An 18,021-nucleotide genomic window follows, 5' to 3' on the forward strand; every position below is an offset into this window, starting at 1 on the left:
CGCGCCTGGGACGGCTTGTGCGGACCCAGGGACGGGATCACCGAGTGCTGTGGCCAGCCGTTCGACCAACTGTGGTCGCGGCTGGAATCCACGCGGCCGCTGAGGGATGGGTCCCTCGACGATCTGCCCCAGCGGAGTCGCTGGCGGATAGTGATGGTGGTGTTCCTGCTTGCCTACGACCGGGCCATGGAAGACGCCGCCGCGGAACTCGACATGGTCCCCGGCGTAACGCCGGGGACCATCACCGTCCCGCTCGGGCGGTCGGTCGTCGCTCACGGCTGCTGCCCGCCGGTGCCGGCGGTCGGGTTCTTCGGCTCGGGCGGATTGACCTGCTTGCCGACGACCGGGCCATGGAAGGTGCCGCCACGGAACTCGACATGGTCACCGCCGTAGGAGCGGTGGGAGCCACCGGCTTGCCCGCCCGGCTCGTCTGCGGCCGTAGCTGTCGCGCGCTGCGCCGAACTCGGCGGCTGCGGCTGTGAGGTGTGCAACGGTCCCTCAGTCGCTCCAGCCGCCGGCGTCCGTGCCGGCGCGCCGCTGGTCCGGGCGGGCACCGCCCACGGTCCTACAGCTCGTCTCTGGGAGCGCAATGCGAGCACCGAGACCAGCAGGGCCGCAACGCCGATCAGGACGCCGGTGAACATGCCCACCACGCCGGCCCGCCAGCTCAACGTCTCCAGCCACTCGCGCGAGTCGGGCTGTGGATCGGAGAACAGCCACACCAGCCCGAGCCTCACCGAACCCGCCAGCACCACTACCGCTGCCACCGCGAGCCCCCGCCACCACCACCGGCTGCCCGCCCGCGCCGCCACGTCCCGCTCTCTTGGCATGCCGTCAAGCCTGACCGGTCAGCGGCCCGCCCGGAACGCGGGTGACCAAGGTGTTACCTACCGCCACGCACCGGCTCTCACGGCTGCTTTGCGCTGATCGTATGAGGTCCAGCGAAGAACCCTGACAAGAGACCAGCGTCCTGCCGGATTCCCGGTCACAGGCACGGACACTGTGCAACGTCAGGTCTCAGGCAGTAGTGGTCTAAGAGCTGCTAACGCAATGAAGTGAGGCGCCGCCAGCAGATGAGCGCGCACGCCAGCTTTAGGAAGGCCTCGTGGATGTCGGCGCGGACTTCCCAGCGGATGCGCAGGCGTCTGAAGGCATGCAACAGGGCGAAGGTCTGCTCGACGACCCAGCGTTGTTTGCCCAGGCCGGAGCCGTGTTCGGTGCCGCGGCGGGCGATCAGCGGGCGGACCCGCAGTTCCCGGACCAGGCTGCGGTACTTGTCGTGGTCGTAGCCGCGGTCGGCGAGTACCACGTCGGGGCGCTGGCGGGGCCGGCCGCGCTTACCACGCACCTGGGGAATGGCATCCAGCAGCGGGCGCAGCTGGGTGACGTCGTTGCGGTTGGCACCAGTCAAGATGATGGCCAGAGGGATGCCGGTGGCTTCGGTGATCAGGTGATGCTTGCTGCCGGCCCGCCCTCGATCGACCGGGGACGGGCCGGTCTGCGGCCCCCTTTTAACGCTCTGATCTGTGAGGAGTCCACCACGGCGCGGGAGAAGTCGAGCGCGTCGGCGGCCCGCAGCCGATCGAGCAGGACCTCGTGCAGCCGCTGCCACACGCCGGCCTAGTTCCACTCGGCCAGCCGCCGCCAGCAGGTCATGCCCGAGCCGTAGCCAAGCTCTTGCGGCAGGTGCTCCCAGGCGATCCCCGTGTGCAGCACGAACAGGATGCCCTGCAGCGCCAGCCGGTCATCCAGCCGCTTACGTCCCGGATGCCGGAACCGGCGCTGACGATGCGGCAACAGCGGCTCGATCACCGCCCACAACTCGTCACTGACCTCCCACGGCTTCAGCTTGGCCACCCGTGCTCCTCTCACCCGGCTACAGCGAGAGATCAAAGCACAACAAAGATCATTCTGTTAGGCGCTCTAAGTGCCGGGCGCTAGCGCCCGATCTCGGTCATACCGACGGCGTACGCGATGACCTGCTCTCTTGCCTGCAGGCACGCAGCAGGTCGTGCATTGCCCACCGCTCGCCCAGCTCTGACGCGAGATGGGCGGCGGCCCGTGCATGGGGTTTAGCAGCAGCCGAACGGCCAGTGACGTTAGCGAGTCTTGCACTACGCCGGTGCCCGCCGCGGCGCGCCTACGGACCTGATCTGGTGGGTCGACGTCGGAACCCCCGGGCAGATCCGCGCCTCGCTCGCCGTTCTTGGCCGGGAGATCGCCGTCCGCGAAGCCGCCAGCAGCTGCGGTTCTGGGAGTGTATGACCTTCAGTAGACGACGGCTGGGTCGTCCAGACGGGTGCGGTCGGTCAGGTAGACGACGGCTTGGGCGGGGTGCGCCCCGCCTCGATCACCGCGAGCCTGAAATCGACTATGGGATCTGCCATTTCCCACTCTCGTCGCAAGCACTCACCGTGCGAGTGTCCTCGAACTCCACGGCTGGGCCATCGTCAAGGGGCCCGCCCCCGACGACGACCTCTCAGACCTCATCGCCCGCAACGATGCCCCGCCTGGATGGCGGGGCGTCGTGCTTACCGGTATCGGACGGCCCAGCCCCAGCCGTGCGCGCCGATGTCGGGCAGCGTCCGGGATTGGCCGCTCCCGCTGGTCGCGGTGACGCGGCGGGGCCGTACCTCCGACATGCCCTGTTCGGGCTCGAGCTCCCAGTGCACCGCGATGTCCCACGACTCGCGCGTGCGGTCCTGGGGCAACCCGTCGATCAGCATGCTGAGCACCTGCTCGGGGGTGGCCTGTTCGAGCGGCGTGCTGCTGCCGTCGCTGGAGCTGCACGTCGTGCAGCCGCACCCGATCGGGTGAATTGAGCGGATGCGGGAGGTATACACGGGCTCAGAGTACGTGCTGGAAGCCCTCTCCCACACGGCCGGGCGAGGAGGTCTTACTGGCCTGGTGCGGTCTGCTTCCAGTACGAGTTGTTGTACGGGTTGGGGTTGGCGGCGCCGCGGATGTCTGTGGTGCCGGCCTCGTCATAGAGCAGGTACCCGTAAGCAGCGTTACGGATGTGGTTGTTCTCGATCTTCCATCTCTGGTTAACAACCTTTTCGCTGCAGCTGGAGAGATAGACCCCGTTCTTGCCGCCTCCGGACATGTACAGGCACTTTCCTGTAGCTGAGTGCTTGATCAGGTACAGGCCGGGAGTGGCCGTGGTCACGATGAACCATTGCTGATGCGACAGGTACGGGTCGCTGAAACTGTTGCACCGGACCGAGTAGACGTCGTTCGGGTCGCCGTAAAGGGCGCCGGCATCGAGGCAGTCGCCCGTGCCTACGTAGTTGATGAACCGGTGGGGGCCGCTCACGGACGCTGCGGAAGTGGGGGGTGTGATGGCGAACGTTAGTCCGGCCAGGAGCACGGCTGCGCCGATTGCGGCTTTCGATCTACGGATCATTGCGTGATCTTAAGGAGCCCGTGTTGGGTCGGCGTTGGGTACGCGTTGGGCAGTTGGGCTGCGTGAACACAGGCTCGCTGATCTACCTCGGTCCGACCACGGCGGCAGGACCATCGTCCGGGTGTCGCCGCTCTTCCACCGGTGGGTCGGCCTCGGCGGACCTCTTCCGGACCTTCACGCGGCCTGAGCCTCGCCACGGGAGCCGCCGTGGGCGCGCAGGGTGGCATCGGCCTCGCGCAGCAGTTGGTGGACGAACCCGTCCGAGCGGCCGATCGCCGTGGCGATGGCGCGGATGGTCGCGCCGCCCTCGTACTGCTCACGCAGGAGCTGGGCGAGTGCCTGACGCTCGGCACCGGTGATGCGGACCTGCCGCTGGACATGAGGCATGAGGGGTGTTTCGCTTCCGGCTCCCGCTGGCCGAACCTGGCCACGGGCCTGCCGTCTCACGCATCTGAGGTATCCGAGCAAATACCTCATGATCAGTGCGACGTGCCTAGGTCGGATGAGACCGGACAGCGAGGGTGCTGGGACTCCCGGGGGAGGTATCAGGCTCAGCGGATAACCAGAAATATCCGCTGAGTTAGCGCAGGATCTCAGTGGATAACGACGTCGCTGGAGAACCGGAAGCCGGGACGGAACTCAGCGGATAACAAGGATGGTGTCGACCACGGCAGGTTCCGACGAAGTCCCCGTGGGCCGGACCGGGCGACCGGAGGTCGATCGGCTGCTCGACCGGGCCGATACCGAGAGCCGCGCTGTGGCCGAGCTCGTGACGGTCAACGTCGCCGAGGGCATCTTCTCCCACGCCCGGCGAGTCGACGTCCTCGCCCAGCACCAGACGATGCACGAGCGCTACGAACAGGCGGAAGCCGAGCTGGCCGCCGCAACGCCAGCGGCGACCAGGTCCGCATGGCCAGGGCCCGCGATGTTCGCGACGAGGCGAGCGCCACCTGCGATCGCGTCAGCCACGCGCAGCGTGAGGAGATGGCGCGGCTGGCGGAAGCCGGCTTCGAGCGTACCGGCGAGCTGCTGGCGAAGATCCGCACCGCCTGGCATGCCGAGGACACCGCCCGTCAGGCTCTCCGGAGCGCCCCCTGCAGGCGGCGACGATCGACCATGAGCCCGCGCCGCCCTACCCGGCGCAGTGGATCGCCGAAGGGTTGCCGCCGCTCGTGGATGGAGTCGATGACTGGGCCGCCCGCGAGGCTTACCTCGCCGACGGGCACGCCGACGTCGACCGCGGCGACACCGCCCCCGATGACGAAGGGCACGGGCCGGAAGCGAGCGGCCGCTGAGCGCCGAGGTTGCCGCGCTGCACCCCGGTGCCGGCGATGTCGTCCCGGCGCCTACCGGGCGCTGACTGCGCTGCACCGCCACCTCGACCGGTGCAAGCTGTCGGCCAGCACGGTCAAGGTATACAAGCGGCAGGCCGCCGCCCACGTGACGTGGCTGACCGGCTCCGGCGTCGAGCCCGCCGACGCCTTCGCCGGCGTCGTCGGCGTCGAGGCCGCGGTCACCGCCTGGCGGCGCCGCCGGATCGAAGGCCGGGCCGCGCCCAACACCATCAACCAGGGAGTCGCCGCGCTCACCCTCATGTACGTCCAGATGGGGCTGCGCATCGACGTCAAACGCGCCACCGTCCCCAAGCCGGGCGAGCCCGACGCCCTCACCGCAGTCGAGCACGGCGCTGTCGAACGCGCCGCCGCCCGCCGCGGCGTGTTCGTGACGCGGCGATCATCATGTAGGCCGGGCTCGCAGCCCAGCCACCAGTATCTGTTCGCGGGATGGCGGTAGGCCCACTGACGTCAGCCCGCTACCCGCCATTGACCGATTGGTTGCTGCTCAGGGACATCACCGCCCGGGCCGTGCGGCAACCGGATGTCCCCAGCCATGTCAGTGAACGATCCATCCGCAAGGCACTCAGCGGACGGAAGGGCCTGGAGCAGGCCGCGCTCAAGGACTTTCTCAACCGGGTACTCGCTCCTGCCACATGCAACATCGGCGACGACTTTTCGGAAGGCATATCGGACGCCCCTAGCGGGTGAGATCACCGGACATATCACCCTCTGTCCCGCATGTATAGAATGCGACGTTTCCCGCCATGAAATGCATAGCCCTCTTATTTTATTGTTGACTGCGAGAGTCAATTCTCGCCACAATAAGACTGCGGTGATATTTCATAGCTCACAATATTGACTCGACCACATTCAGCCCTACTCTGAAATGGAGTTTCAACCCACGCAGGAGGGGCCATGCAAACCAACTCCGCTCGCCGATCCATCGTTCGATCAGCTCTCGCCTTTTCGGTAGCCTTGCCCCTTCTGGCTATCTCAACGCCCGCCAAGGCCGAGAGCCAAGTCTGCGTCGCCGGGAGGGACGTCTTCTACGCCTGCAACTGGGTAAAGGGCAGAAAGGCCTACGTCCGTGAGGTCGAAGCCAGTTGGGGCGCCAGCTGGAGAGCAACTATCTGCGACTATCGGGCGGTCATCCGGGTCAGCGCCAACGGGGACCAGCAATATAGAAGATGGGAAAAGAGTGGTGGCACCAGTTGTTCCGTGGGACGCGCCTGGCTCAGATTCCCCGTAGATGAGACTTTCCCGACGCCGAGCTTCGTGTGCGCTTCTCTGTTCATCAAGGACAACCAGCAGGGCCGCGAGATCTGCATTAAGATCACCAAGGGTCATTGGTGGTCTTAATCCACGCTGACCCTCGCCGAACAGTGGCGAGGGCGCGGTGCTGCGTGAGCCTACCGCCCCGCGACGCCCACAGCCCACGCCAAGACCCGAAGGCGACCTAATACTCTAAACCCTGTCATCCTTCCTGGCGCCCGCGTCGAGGGCTGAGCGCCCCGCGAGGTGCACGCAGAGAGGGCCGTTAGACTACATCGATGATCGTGAGCTTCCCCTGGCCGTCCGCTCATGGCCGGTCTGGTGGAGAGCCCGGCAGGCCTGGGTCAAGGACGGCGGGCTCACGGCGCTGGCATTCGTACCGACGTTGTCCGTCATCGGGGTGCAGCTCGGCGACCTGCCGGTGCGCCAGGCCGACGCCTTGGCAGTGGTGCTGACCGTAGCGCAGTCGGCGCCGCTGGTGTTTCGCAGCCGTCACCCGGCGGCCCGTCTCGCCGTCATCGGTGCCGCTTTCGCCGTTCATCAGGCGCTCGGCTACCCGCAGACGTTCGCCAGTATCGGCTTGTACGTGGCCCTGCTCACGGCCGGAGCCCAGCAGAGCAGGCATCGTCGTACTCTCGCGGAGACGATTAGCGCCGGCTACGCCGCGCTGGCAATCGTCCTGAGCCGGCTGGGATCCCCCAACCGAATCACCGACTTCCTCGCCTTCTCTCTGGTTCTGGTGGTGATCTGGCTGGCCGGTGCGGCGATGCGCCGACGGCGGGCCGAGGAGGCCGAACGGCGGCGGCTCACCGCGCTGGCGGCCGGCGCCGACGAACGGGCCCGCATCGCCCGCGAGCTGCACGACGTGGTCACCCATCACGTGACCGCCATGGTCGTGCAGGCCGACGCGGCACAGTTCCTGGTCGGCACCGCGCCGGAACGCGCGGGCCAGGGGCTGTCCGCCATAGGCGACACCGGCCGGCAGGCGCTGACGGAACTCCGGCACCTGCTCGGTGTGCTGGAGGCGACCGGCGACGCCGCGCTCACGAACCATCCGCCGACCCTCGGCAGGGTTGCCGGCCTGGTCGAACAGGCCCGCATGTCCGGCCAGCCCGTCGAACTGACCGAGTACGGCGAGCAGCTCCCCCGAGCCGTCGACGTCGAGCTGGCGGCCTACCGGGTGGTTCAGGAAGCCCTCACGAACGCCGTCAAACACGCGCCGGGCCGGCCCACCAGGGTCACGGTCCACCACCGCGCCGGCCACATCGACATCGAGGTGACCACCGAAGGGTCCGCTCGCGCGGAAGGCCCCGCCGTACCGCCCGGAGGGCGGGGGCTGGACGGGCTGCGCCGGCGCCTGGACCTGCTGGACGGCGAGCTGACCGCCGGTGCGCGGCCCGGGGGCGGGTTCACCGTCCGGGCCCTCATCCCGTCCAAGAGCGCTGCGTGACCAGTACGCCGATCCGGGTGCTCATCTGCGAGGACCACGAGCTGGTGCGCACCGGCTACACCACGATCTTCTCGGCCTAGCCCGACTAACCAGCTCGCGGCGAAGCTCGCTGGAGTCAGTCCTACTGCGCCTGGATCGCTCTCTGTCATCACCTCGATGTCGATCCTTCCTCCGAGACGATCATCTTTCACTCGGAGAGAGAGGTTTCTTTATCTGGGTGGTAGCGGAGCTACGCAGCCACACTGGGCAACCCGGAGCTCCAGGACAGCTGTTCACCGAGGGTTCTGAAATGCTCATTGGGTCAGAGCAGCAAGAGAAGGAGGACCGAGGAGCGAATGGGTCTTCACATTTCCCGGCTTGAGGTACACAATTTTCGGAACTTCCACCACCTGGTCATCGAGGACGTCCCCACCCACGCAGTGATCGTCGGCGAAAACGGTGTCGGCAAGTCCAACCTGCTAGAAGCGATTCGCCTGGTCCTCGACCCTTCACTACCCGACTCACGACGCATGCTCCGCGAGGAAGATATCTGGGAGGGACATCCGAAGGGGCTGTCCGGCGGAGCCGAAGTAACGGTTGTGGTGGAGCTGCAGGGATTCGACTCCGACGACGATGCCAAGAGCATTCTGTCCGCCGCCGCGGTGAGCTACTCGCCATACACCGCCCGGCTGACCTACCGCTTCGCCCCTCAGGCTGAGATCAATGCTGCGCTGCAACCCACGGTCCGGCCGCTGACCCCGCAGGACTACGACTTCGTCACTTTCCCAGGCACCGACGAGACCAAAGACATCCGCGTCATTCGACGCGAGGTTGCCTTGCGTGTTCTACCAGCTATGCGCGATGCCGCCGGCGACCTCCATAACTGGCGGCGCAGTCCGCTACGAGATCTCCTTGAGCGTCTACCTCTGGATCCAGCCAACTTGAAAGCTACGGCCGACGCAGTCACGGCCGCAGTCAACCAGCTCACCGCAGATGACAACGTAGCGAAGCTGGAGCAGCATCTGACTAACCGGCTGGGGGACATGTTCGGTCCCCGGCTGGCCGTGCAACCGACGCTCGGCTTCGCCTCTTCCAAGCCGGACGAGCTCATCCGCGCCATCCGGCTGTTCTTCGACGCGGCCGGTCGAAGAGGTATCTCCGATGCCAGCCTGGGCAGCGCCAACGTCATCTACCTCGGCCTGCTACTCGAAGCGCTCACGCAACAACGCCTCGATGAGCAGTTCGTTGCCACTCTGGTAGCCGTCGAGGAACCCGAGGCACATCTCCACGTCGGCCTGCAACGCCATCTCTTTAGCTACCTGCTGCGCACCGGGCAGTCTCTCATTCTCACCACCCACAGTCCACACATCGCTGCGGTGACCCCGATCCATTCGTTCATCGTCCTACGCGCAACCGAGAACGGCACCGTTGGATCCAGCACGGCCGCCCTGCCCGTCAGTGCTGACCAAGCAGCCGACTTGGAACGTTACCTCGACGTCAGTCGCGCTGAGGTCCTGTTCGCCTCCGCCGTCATCCTGACCGAGGGACTGGCCGAGCTCTACATCCTGCCCGCCCTTGCGATCGCTGCGGGATTGGATCTCGACGCCTACGGAGCCGTCGTTGCCAGCGTCCACGGAACCGACTTCAAACCCTACTGCGCCCTTCTCGGCCCTAACGGCCTCAACACCCCGCATGTGGTCATCACCGATGGCGACGCCGCCCCAGCCAGGAATGGACAGCGGGAAGCTGGGCTTAAGCGAGGCGCCAACCTCCACCCCGACCAGACCCGCACCAAGACGCTCGTGACCGAGATCGGCAAGCTGCCCGAACTCGGCACCGCCACCTATCGCAACGACCGCGCCGCCCTCGCCGCCAACCTGGAGGGCATCGGCGTCTACGTAGGCGCCCAGACCTTGGAAACGGATCTTTGCGGCCTCTTCGGCAACGAGATCATTACAGCGTTTGAAGAGCTGGACGGCCGAAAAGCTGCGGGGTCGGACGTCCGCAACGGCGTCGCTAACGAAAAGAGCATCACGATCGACTACGCCGTTCGGAAGGCCATGCTCGAGCGCATCTCTGATCTAGGAAAGGGCCGCTTCGCGCAACGGCTCGCCGCCCACATCGCTCAGATCGACCTACCCGCTCGCCTCCGCGCGGCAGCAGGCATCACCGATGACTGCGTACCTCTGGACGATAAGGCCCTGCGCCGGCTCGGCCCTGCCTCCTACCTTTTCCTCGCCCTCAACCAGGTCTCTTCCACAGTCCGCGGAATCATGCTCTTCCAAAGCCCGGAGGCACCTGGACAGCAAGCAGCAGGACACCAATGCAGCTGAGTAACGCCCTCTTGAAGGAACTCGAAGACCTTCACCCTGAGCAGCGCACAGCGGTCCTCCAGCCTGGCAATGTCGTCCTGCGGGCGGGGCCGGGCAGTGGCAAGACCCGCACCCTTGTCGCACGCATCGGCTACTTGTTGCAGACCCAGGTCTCCCCGTTCCGAGGCGTAGCCTGCATCACCTACGCCAACGCCGCCGCTGATGAGATCCGCCGCCGGGTCCTCCGCGCGGGCGTGCGCGCGGAGGGACGGCTAACCTGCTCCACGGTCCATGCCTTCTGCCTCAACGAGATCTTGCGAGCCTTCGCCCCCCTCACTAATCAACCGGCCCCCCAAGCGGGACAGGTTCTGAGTACGACAGCAGGCACCACGTTGCTTCAGTCCTGCTTCGACGAGATCGGCATTGCCGAGACGCTCGCCCAGTACCGCACCAGCGACAACATCCGCATCCGCCGCGCGTTGGCCTGCGCCGAACCACTGGACTCCTTCGATGCGCGAGAGGTGCAGGCGGCTCGTCTCTACGAAGAACGACTCGCCACGCAGGGAGTAGTCGACTTCGAAGCCATGGTGATTCGAGCTGTGCACATCGTGCGTACCTACGAGCCCGTTCGAGACGTGCTTCACGCGCGCTTCCCGCACCTCGTCGTCGACGAGTACCAAGACCTCGGGGGCGTCCTCCACGACCTGGTGGTGGCTCTCCACGATCTGGCTGGCATCACTGTCTTCGCCGTGGGGGACGCCGATCAGTCTGTCTACGGATTCGCAGGTGCCGATGCCCGATACCTGATGGAGCTGGCCACTCGGGATGACTTCCGCAACCTGGAGCTCAGCGTCAATTTCCGCAGCGGTCAAGACATCATCACGGCCGCCGAAGCCGCGCTAGGAGCGCAACGGGGCCGCCGCGCACGCGACGACGCTCCTCCCGGCGAAGTCAACCTGACCCAGGTCGACGGAGGGCTTGAGTCTCATGCGCACCTTGTGTGTGACCTTGTCCAGCAGTCTCAGAACCTGCATATTGCCGCTGAGCAGATAGCAATCCTCTACCCGCAGCGAGGTCCGGTACTTGACGCCGTCCTCGACGAACTGGCCGCGCGTCATCTGAGCTTCCTCCACGAGCGCGACGACCGGCTTCCCGCTGGGAGTCTGTCCCGCTTCGTCCAAAGCTGCGCCAGCCGTGCCGTAGCCAACTCCCAGATTCATGCCTCTCCCGAATCCGCCCGCGCCGACATGCTCGGGCGGTCGGAAGCACCAACGATCGCCGCTTTGGCTCGCACCCTCGCCACCTTGCGTACCGAGGCTGGCCTTCCCGCACCTGCATCTCGACTACAACTGCCGCGAGCGCTGCAAGTTTGTCTCGACCCTCAGCCGTCCTATCCAGTCGACGCGTCCGCCATTGAATGGCTCAATCAACTGCGCGAGAGCCTAGACCTGGACGCAGTAGCGGCGGCGCATCCCGACCAGGACAACAGCACTGGCCTCGATGTCCTCGCTGGCCTGTGTCGCTCAAGAAGCCTGCTGCTGCAAGACCTTGCCCAAGGTGAGCAGGTGATCGGCAAGATCCTCCTCACCACCTATCACGCAGCGAAGGGCCGGGAGTTCAACACGGTCATTCTGCCTGGATTGCTCAATGGCATCATCCCTCGCGACATCGCTGACCAGGGTAGTTGGCGCAGGCCAACGGCGACGGAAATCGCAGAACAACGACGGGCCTTCTATGTTGCTCTCACCCGTGCAGAAGCGACCGTGCACCTGATCACCGGCCAGGGGTACCACACAAAGAACGGGTACTGGATATCGAGAGGGCCGTCAGCCTTCGTGCAAGAAATGGCTCAACGCCTGACATAGCCGACCCGGCCTAGGCGGGCCGACAGCGGGCTCGATCCCCGCTAAGAATTAGTGCTCAGTGAGCGGGATGTGTGACAGGCGGATCGCCGGGGACAATCTTGTCCCGTGGATCAAGACATGTTGTCCATGCACTCGTAAAATCAGGTCATGCAGCCCAGAGATTTCTTAGTCAGCGAAGAGAACCCCGCCTGGGATCTCATTGGGCTCGATCCAGAACGGCGTATGGGCCTCCTCCTCGATTCGCGCCTTGTCGATCAGCTTCGGCAAAAGCCTCTTGATGGCACGAGCGACCTTGATGCCGCCTTTGGCCTGGCCACCCTCGCTCATGACGAGCTCGTAGCCTTCGGCACCAGCGGTGACCAAAACTTGGAGGACCAAGACATCGCGCTGGTCCTGCGTTCGCTCCGCGCCGTTCTGAGGCGTCTCGGCACTACACTCGATCTGCCCTTCCGAGACTTCAAAGGCTTCCACGGCTATTGGAGCGCCAATGACATGTCTGGCCCCGGAGGGTGGGGGGCGCGTCGTGGCTATCTCCAAGGCGCCTTCGAGCCCATCTTTCGTCAACTTGGCGAGCTGGAAGACCGCCAGGCCGACGGAGCCATTTGCGGAGTGGACGGCGAGCTAAAGAACATCATCTTCGCCTCCAAGGGCCCCAAGCCGGAGATCGTGCTCCGAGACGCGATAAACAACTTGGTTGAGATCACCAAGAACGCTGAGCACTGCCTGTTCTATGATCGACCGTTGTCCGACACCGGCCTTTCGCTGGCCGACTTGACGGACTGGTGGAGAGCCATCAACCACCTGTCCGCATCACTCGACACCGGCCTTCCCAAGTCGTCCGACTTCAAGCCAGAGCGCATGATCTTCCGGGCCTACTGTGAACGCTATGGCGGTGAAGCTGGGCACCAGCAGCCACCCTTGCTGCCACAGGTATATCTGCACTATGACCCGCGCACCCGCAGAGAGCGGCTGGGACAGCCCGGCGTACTCCTGCGCGAGCGTATGGACTTTCTTCTCCTGCTTCCCCATGACGTGCGCATCGTCATCGAGCTTGACGGCCAGCAACACTACGCCGAGGGGGAGATTGCGTCGCCTCGCCTCTACGCGGAGATGGTGGCTGAGGATCGCAAGCTCAGACTCAAGGGCTATGAGGTCTACCGCTTTGGTGGCTATGAGCTCAAGCGGTCGGGAGCCGAAGCTATGTTGAGGCAGTTCTTTGATGACCTGCTGTCTCGCCATAGATAGTGGGCATCCGGAACTGGCGGTTCCAAACAGATTAGGGGAAATTCCTCTCACATTTGAGACGATTTGCGTAGAACCTGCTCCTGTCAGGCACTTGTGATCCTGGCAGTGGGCCAAGAGTTAGCTATAATGATCCGTATGAGCACGAAGCGTGTCAGTCCTGCTATTCTCCACCCCTTAAAGGAGGCGCTCGCGCTGGCATTCTGGTACAAGAAGGATCTTCGGGCATTTCTCAGCTCATGCCTCGACCGAGGTGAGCTGGTCGCACACCTCGACTGGACCGATTACAAGCGTTCCATCGTCGCCCGCCTCGTAGATAGCCTGGCCGCCGACCAGCACCGTCACTTCGACGACCTGCTCAATCTCATCCTCGCTACCGCCGACATCACAGATCCCGCGCACCTCAAGCGACTAGAGGACGGCAAAGTCCGCTACGCCGAGGCCGTGGAGGCGTTGGACACGCTGCGAAAGCAAGTAGGACCGTATCGTCGGCTCCGCAGCGAAGAGGAAGAGGCGGAGCGTCGACGCACCATGGACCGAGCGCAGGCAGAAATGCAGCAGGCGTTCGCGGAGAAGCTCGACGTGCTGAGGCACCTCTTCCATGAGATCGTCAGCCTACCTCCGCAACCCCGCGGGTACGCCTTGGAGAAATTCCTAAACGGGCTCTTCGCCTTGTTCGATATCGATGCGAAAGCGCCGTTCAAGATCAGCGGCGAGCAGATCGATGGTGCTTTCACCTTTGAAAGCGAGTTCCTGCTCGAAGCGAAGTGGCACGAGGAGAAGGCGGCAGTCGCCGCGCTGGACTCCTTCAAGGGCAAGATAGACCGGAAGCTAGACAACACCCTCGGACTCTTCTTGTCCATGAATGGGTACCAGGACACGGCTATCCAGGTCTATTCGCACGCGCGCCCAGTAATGATCCTTATGGATGGCGCTGACCTCAGCGCCGTCATCGACGGCCGTATCGACTTGCAGGAATTGCTCCGCCGCAAACGGCAGCACGCCGCCCGAACCGGAGAAGTCTTCATCAGCGCCTACACCCTCCTGGGGAGCTGATCCTAGAACAGGGGCTGAATTACTCTGAGTAGGCGCAGCGATTCATGCGCCCACTACAGGCGGCATGGCTATTATCATAATAATTGGCGTCTATTAAATCACAATTCTCAGCCTCCAACAGTCGTCCCTCCTGTGGTGGAGGGTCTCGGCGGGCGAGCACAGCAGGAGGCGCAGGGTGGCCATGTCGGGATGGTCGCCATGGCCGCGCCGGACGAGCTGCTGCTCCAGTTCATGACCGCGCAACATCACCAGATAGGGCCGGTTCTGCTCGGGGAGGTCGCTGAGCGCGTTGATCACCAGGCTCAGCGCGTCAGCGGGTGACTCCTGCAGCATGCGGCACCAGGCCAGGCTGAGCTTGGTCAGCGCGAGATCAAGCACGCGGCCGGTGGTCCGCTTCAGGGCTCTCTCGAGGAGTAGTTCGGCCTCCATCGCGTGACCCATGCGTGCCATCGCCTCGCCCTGATGCCACAGCAGTTGCTCCTCGCTGTAGCCGAACACTGGGTCGCCGCGCTCGCTGTCCCTTAGGCAGGCCAGGGCCGCGCGGGCGCGGGTGATCGCCCGCTTGACGTGGCTGACGGCTGCGGCCTGGTCGGTCTGCCGGTCGGTGCTCAGCAGAGCGCCGGCGCGGGCTTGGATGATAGCGCTCAGCACGCTCGCGGTCCCGGTCTGGCCGGCGACGTTGAGCGCCTGTTTGGCCAGCGAGAGCGCCTCCTGTGGGGTGCCGTAGTACAGCGGCAGGAACGCCTCGCGGGCCAGGACCCAGCCGCGCAGTGCCCGGTCGCCGGTTTCGTCGGCGGCCAGCCGCGCCGTCCGGAACCAGGTCCGGGCTTGGCGGTGGTCGCCGACGTTGATGTAGAGCATCCCCACCAGGCCGGCCAGGTGAGCGGCGACCCGGCACAGCCGTATCTGGACGTCGATCGGCTGCCGGTTGCGCAGGTGCGGGATGAGGTGGGAGAAGTCCAGGACGGCGTCCAGCAGCACGCGCAGCGGCGGCTCGGTCAGGTACTGCTGGGAATAGGAGCCGAGGGAGGCTTCCCAGTGGTCCACCATCGTCGAGGAGATGGTGGTGGCCGAGAGTGTGGCGTCGAGTTCGTCCCGGATGCCTGCCGCGGCCGCAACGACCTGCTGCACCTCCTCCGGCCCGGCGTGCCCGCCAGACAGGATCTGCAGCAGCATGTCGTGCAGCGCTGCCGTCCACCGGCTACCGGCCGCCGTGGTGCCGCCGCGGAGGGAGGGCGCAGGCGGCGGCTCGTGCAGCAGGCGGGCCGAAGGCGGCTCGAAGGCCGAGGGCCGGACCACGCGGGCGTGCGTGGGGGCGCCGCACACGCAGCCGGAGGAGTATCCGAGCTGTTCCGGATCGGCCTCGTACACGGTGCACAGGTAGTGCAGGTACTCCGGTCCGGGCCGTTTCAGACCCGACTCGTACGCCGACAGCAGCGTCTCCCCGATGCCGGGCGTATCGCGGCCCGCCAGCTCGAAGTGCGCCCGGATCTGCTCCACGACATCCCGGAGCTTGATGCCGCGGGCCAGACGGGCGGCCTTCATCTGTGTGGTGCCGAACCGTTCACGTCCGCCCTGGTAGATCTGGTCGGCGATCTGCCGGAGCGACAACTGCTCGGCCAGACCCTTGGCACGGATCCCCCGCGCGAACGCGGTCTCCAGGAACATGTTCTGGGGCCGGCCGCCCACGTCACTGGCCCCCGCCCGTGGCGTCGATGCGCGGGGTGTGCCCGGCCGGACGGTCCTGGCGCACGGCCATGCGCTTCATACCGGGCGGCTTCGGCAAGAGCTCCTGGACGAGGGGCGGGATCTGCCGGGGCGGGTCCTGCTCTCGTGCACGGGCGATCTCGTTGCCTTGCTGGCCCGGCGTCATCCTGTGCCGCAGGTACTCCTGCTCGACCCGGAAGCCTATGGACATGCCATCCACCGCCTTCGCTTCTCAGCCCAGGCTTGAAGCAGCCGGGAAGGGCTCTGTTACGGACGGTAGAAATGCGAGTTGAGCGAGCTCAACGGTCTTGCCAGGACTTGGCGCCGCGGGACGGCCATGAAGTCCCTGCCCGTGATCGTTTGGCAAGTCCGGGCATTTCTCTTGCAGCCGATGCTTGGCGGACGCAAGGTTGTCATGCGAGCCATGTCCGATCGTGAGAAGGGACCGACCGCCATGACTCTTCGATTCCTCGGCAGAGACCCCAACAGCAACGACGGCGATTCCCCCACGGTGTGGGAGGACGGCGACGACTACCTCATCCAGGGCTACACCGTCTCCGACCTCGCCGCCCTCACGCAGCTCGCCGAACTGGCCAGCGCGAACCCAATGCCACCCGGCGAGAACGTGATCCGCTTCCCTAAGCGCCTGATGAGCTTCTTCCCCGAGGTCAACGGTGCCGCCCCCACCCGTTGAACAACTCCTCGCCGATTGCAAGGAATCCGCTCTCCACCTTGAGCTGCGCGACGGCTACACCGCGGACGACCCCGCCTTTCATGCATGGAAGGCCGGGCACCGAATCGACCTGAACGACCGCCGCTCCTGGTGGCGCCCCTGGCTGCAGAACATCGTCGACGCCACCTCGCGAGGCGTGCGGGTACGGCGGGCGCGGATTGTGTCCGAGCCGGTGAGTGACTACATCCGTTTCGAGCACGGCTGCACGGTTCCGAACGTCAGGGCCGGCGAGGAGGTCCGGTGGCTTTCTCGCCGGAACGCGACAAGTCTGCCGCTCCCGGCGAACGACTTTTGGCTGTTCGACGGGCAGCTCCTTCTTGTCCATCACTTCAGCGGCGCCGGCGACAAGGTCGACACCGAGATCGTCGACACCGACTCGGTGATCACCTTCTACCGGGACGCGTTCGAGGCCGTGTGGCAGCGCGCTGTCCCCCACCAGGACTACCGGCTGGTGTGAGCAGCGGCATGCCGTCCTCGTCCTCCAGCGCTCAGCAGGCGCTCCAGATCCTGGGGCGCCGGTTGAGAAGCATCCGTAAGGACGCCGGCCTGCTCGGCAGGCAACTCGCCGAGCGGGCCGGGTGGGATGCGTCCAAGGTGTCCCGGATCGAGTGCGGGCGGCGGCCGCCCAGCGCGGACGACGTCCGCGTGTGGTGCGAGGTGTGCGGCGCGGCGGACCAGGCGCCGGATCTCGTGTCCTCCCTGGAGGCGATCGAGGGCACCTACGTGACGTGGCGCGAGCTGGAGCGCTCTGGGCTGGCGGTGTCCCAGCGGGCGGTGATCCCGCGCTGGGAGCGGACCAACCATTTCCGGATCTACTCCAGCAAGCTCATCCCCGGCCCGCTCCAGACTGCCTCCTACGTGAAGGCGATCTTGACGACGTTGCGTCGCCGGCGCGGCCTGGCCGATGACATCGATGAGGCAGTCCGGGTACGGATGGGCAAGCAGCACGTGATCAACGATCCTCACCGCCGGTTCGCGATCCTGCTGGAGGAGAACGTGCTGCGTCACCCGATCGGCGGGGCCGAGGCGATGGCTGGGCAGCTCGGCCATCTGCTGACCACGGGGGTGCTGCCGAACGTGTCGCTCGGGATCATCCCTCTGGGCGCGGTCCGGACGTCGGCTTGGCCGATGGAAGGGTTCTGGATGTTCGACGACAGCGAGGTCACCGTCGAACTGGTGTCGGGGCATCTCACCCTCACCCAGGCGCACGAGGTCGGGGCGTACGCTGCGGTGTTCTCCGATCTGGCCGAGCTGGCTATGTACGGGAAGGGGGCTCGCGAGTTGATCACGTCCGCGCTGGCGGCTCTCGACGCTTGAGGCGGGGACCAAGGACGAGTTGCGGCTGACGCACGCGCGAGTCTGTTTCGGTGGCGTGGATTGCTTCGATGGTTATTGACTGTCCGTCGCGCGCAGTTCCCCGTGTCGCCAGAAATCATCCTGTTCACGACCGAGCGGGCAGGCTGTGGCCGCAGGAGGTGTCCTTCCTGTTCGAGAGGCCAAGGTGAACGTCGATCTGGTGACGAGCCAGCTACGGTTATCCGCCGCATGAGGACGCGCTGTACGGCGGGACGTTCGAGACCCTGTTAGGAGTGACGGTGCACGGCACGCACGGACGCGGAGCAGGTCACTACAGCAGCTGATCGTGCGCACACTACGGAAATG

The 18,021-nt window shown here is 65.5% G+C and carries 16 protein-coding genes and 1 pseudogene; 10 read left to right on the forward strand and 7 right to left on the reverse strand.

The window, feature by feature from the left end; translation table 11 throughout:
- Positions 1–272: 272 nt before the first annotated feature.
- The 5 genes and pseudogenes from ACIBG7_RS27065 to ACIBG7_RS27085 all read right to left on the reverse strand — a co-directional run bounded on the left by ACIBG7_RS27065 (position 273) and on the right by ACIBG7_RS27085 (position 3,793).
- Entirely contained in the window at positions 273–830 is a 558-nt protein-coding gene (locus tag ACIBG7_RS27065) for a hypothetical protein (protein WP_397338044.1), read from the reverse strand.
- A gap of 212 nt (positions 831–1,042) precedes the next feature.
- A pseudogene (locus tag ACIBG7_RS27070) lies at positions 1,043–1,848 on the reverse strand (IS5 family transposase).
- A gap of 683 nt (positions 1,849–2,531) precedes the next feature.
- Positions 2,532–2,843 (reverse strand): hypothetical protein, encoded by a 312-nt coding sequence (locus ACIBG7_RS27075; protein WP_397338045.1) that lies wholly within the window; start codon positions 2,841–2,843, stop codon positions 2,532–2,534.
- A 53-nt stretch (positions 2,844–2,896) separates the two neighbouring features.
- On the reverse strand, positions 2,897–3,406 hold the full coding sequence (locus tag ACIBG7_RS27080; protein WP_397338046.1) for an RICIN domain-containing protein: 510 nt from the start codon (positions 3,404–3,406) through the stop codon (positions 2,897–2,899).
- 174 nt (positions 3,407–3,580) lie between these two features.
- Complete coding sequence (locus ACIBG7_RS27085; RefSeq protein ID WP_397338047.1) at positions 3,581–3,793, reverse strand: helix-turn-helix domain-containing protein; 213 nt, start codon at positions 3,791–3,793, stop codon at positions 3,581–3,583.
- Between the two features lie 785 nt (positions 3,794–4,578).
- Between ACIBG7_RS27085 and ACIBG7_RS27090 the strand changes: the two genes are divergently transcribed.
- From ACIBG7_RS27090 to ACIBG7_RS27120, 7 genes are all read left to right on the forward strand, one after another.
- The gene (locus tag ACIBG7_RS27090; protein WP_397338048.1) at positions 4,579–4,701 is read left to right on the forward strand and encodes a hypothetical protein; all 123 of its coding nucleotides are present in this window, start codon (positions 4,579–4,581) and stop codon (positions 4,699–4,701) included.
- Positions 4,702–4,846: 145 nt separating this feature from the next.
- Positions 4,847–5,200 (forward strand): hypothetical protein, encoded by a 354-nt coding sequence (locus ACIBG7_RS27095; RefSeq protein ID WP_397338049.1) that lies wholly within the window; start codon positions 4,847–4,849, stop codon positions 5,198–5,200.
- A gap of 1,200 nt (positions 5,201–6,400) precedes the next feature.
- Positions 6,401–7,465, forward strand: coding sequence for a sensor histidine kinase (locus ACIBG7_RS27100; protein WP_397338050.1), 1,065 nt, complete (start codon positions 6,401–6,403; stop codon positions 7,463–7,465).
- 335 nt (positions 7,466–7,800) lie between these two features.
- A complete protein-coding gene (locus tag ACIBG7_RS27105; RefSeq protein ID WP_397338051.1) occupies positions 7,801–9,777 on the forward strand; it encodes an ATP-dependent nuclease in 1,977 nt (658 codons plus the stop codon).
- An 11-nt stretch (positions 9,778–9,788) separates the two neighbouring features.
- A complete protein-coding gene (locus tag ACIBG7_RS27110) occupies positions 9,789–11,621 on the forward strand; it encodes an ATP-dependent helicase (RefSeq protein ID WP_397338052.1) in 1,833 nt (610 codons plus the stop codon).
- Between the two features lie 147 nt (positions 11,622–11,768).
- Positions 11,769–12,866: a hypothetical protein gene (locus tag ACIBG7_RS27115; protein ID WP_397338053.1), complete on the forward strand. Its 1,098-nt coding sequence runs from the start codon at positions 11,769–11,771 to the stop codon at positions 12,864–12,866.
- 135 nt (positions 12,867–13,001) lie between these two features.
- The gene (locus ACIBG7_RS27120; protein ID WP_397338054.1) at positions 13,002–13,919 is read left to right on the forward strand and encodes a hypothetical protein; all 918 of its coding nucleotides are present in this window, start codon (positions 13,002–13,004) and stop codon (positions 13,917–13,919) included.
- Positions 13,920–14,012: 93 nt separating this feature from the next.
- On the opposite strand, the gene ACIBG7_RS27125 is transcribed toward ACIBG7_RS27120, so the two are convergent.
- Both ACIBG7_RS27125 and ACIBG7_RS27130 read right to left on the reverse strand, forming a co-directional pair.
- Positions 14,013–15,608, reverse strand: a complete 1,596-nt coding sequence (locus ACIBG7_RS27125) for an XRE family transcriptional regulator (RefSeq protein ID WP_397338055.1) — start codon at positions 15,606–15,608, stop codon at positions 14,013–14,015.
- A gap of 1 nt (position 15,609) precedes the next feature.
- Positions 15,610–15,837, reverse strand: coding sequence for a hypothetical protein (locus ACIBG7_RS27130; protein ID WP_397338056.1), 228 nt, complete (start codon positions 15,835–15,837; stop codon positions 15,610–15,612).
- 243 nt (positions 15,838–16,080) lie between these two features.
- On the opposite strand from ACIBG7_RS27130, the gene ACIBG7_RS27135 reads away from it, so the two are divergent.
- The 3 genes from ACIBG7_RS27135 (at position 16,081) to ACIBG7_RS27145 (ending at position 17,676) form a co-directional block, all read left to right on the forward strand.
- Positions 16,081–16,320, forward strand: coding sequence for a hypothetical protein (locus ACIBG7_RS27135; protein WP_397338057.1), 240 nt, complete (start codon positions 16,081–16,083; stop codon positions 16,318–16,320).
- On the forward strand, positions 16,301–16,816 hold the full coding sequence (locus ACIBG7_RS27140) for a DUF6879 family protein (protein WP_397338058.1): 516 nt from the start codon (positions 16,301–16,303) through the stop codon (positions 16,814–16,816). Before ACIBG7_RS27135 ends, ACIBG7_RS27140 begins: the two co-directional genes overlap by 20 nt.
- Positions 16,817–16,878: 62 nt before the next feature.
- Positions 16,879–17,676, forward strand: a complete 798-nt coding sequence (locus ACIBG7_RS27145; protein WP_397338059.1) for a helix-turn-helix domain-containing protein — start codon at positions 16,879–16,881, stop codon at positions 17,674–17,676.
- The last annotated feature ends 345 nt before the right edge of the window (positions 17,677–18,021 follow it).

This window comes from Nonomuraea sp. NPDC050328, from assembly GCF_044459405.1.
Lineage (GTDB): Bacteria > Actinomycetota > Actinomycetes > Streptosporangiales > Streptosporangiaceae > Nonomuraea.